We start from the raw sequence: 647 nt of genomic DNA, 5'->3' as shown, positions 1-647 counted from the left end.
TGTAGCTGCAATACTTACTTCTGATGCATCTTCATCTGAAATAGTTACTGTTGCTTCGTCTGCTGCAGCGATTGTTACCGCTGTATTGGTTGAAGCTAAAGTGATAATTACTGTTTCGCCTCCAGTTTCTACTAGATCATCATTAATTACACTTACTGGAAGTGTGATCGATGTGCTGTTAGCTGGAATGGTAACTGTTGTTCCAAGTGCCGAATAATCGGTTCCTTCTGTTGCTACGCCACTTACTGCAAATGTAATTTCTGTATCTACACTTACTGCATTGCTTAGCGTCAGAGTAAACAAACCATTTGTTCCTGGCTCACTTGCCTGAGTTGTAGCTGCAATACTTACTTCAGATGCATCTTCATCTGAAATAGTAACAGTTGCTTCATCTGTAGCTCCTATTGTTACTGCAGTATTGGTTGAAACTAAACTTACAATTACTGTTTCGCCTCCAGTTTCTACTAGATCATCATTAATTACACTTACAGGAAGTGTGATCGATGTGCTGTTAGCTGGAATCGTAACTGTTGTTCCAAGTGCCGCATAATCGGTTCCCTCTGTTGCTAAACCGCTTACTGCAAATGTGATTTCTGTATCTACACTTACTGCATTAGTTAAGGTCAACGTAAACAGACCATCAGTTC

At 40.2% G+C, this 647-nt stretch carries 1 protein-coding gene; it reads right to left on the bottom strand.

Translation table 11 applies throughout. The features are described 5' to 3' along the window. Positions 1–647, bottom strand: a 647-nt coding sequence (locus tag L3049_RS21535) for a Calx-beta domain-containing protein (protein ID WP_275111904.1), incomplete at both ends; no start/stop codon positions are given.

Source organism: Labilibaculum sp. DW002, assembly GCF_029029525.1.
Lineage (GTDB): Bacteria > Bacteroidota > Bacteroidia > Bacteroidales > Marinifilaceae > Paralabilibaculum > Paralabilibaculum antarcticum.
Note: the sequence above shows the minus strand (reverse complement) of the source record. Positions and strands in the feature narration are given on the sequence as shown.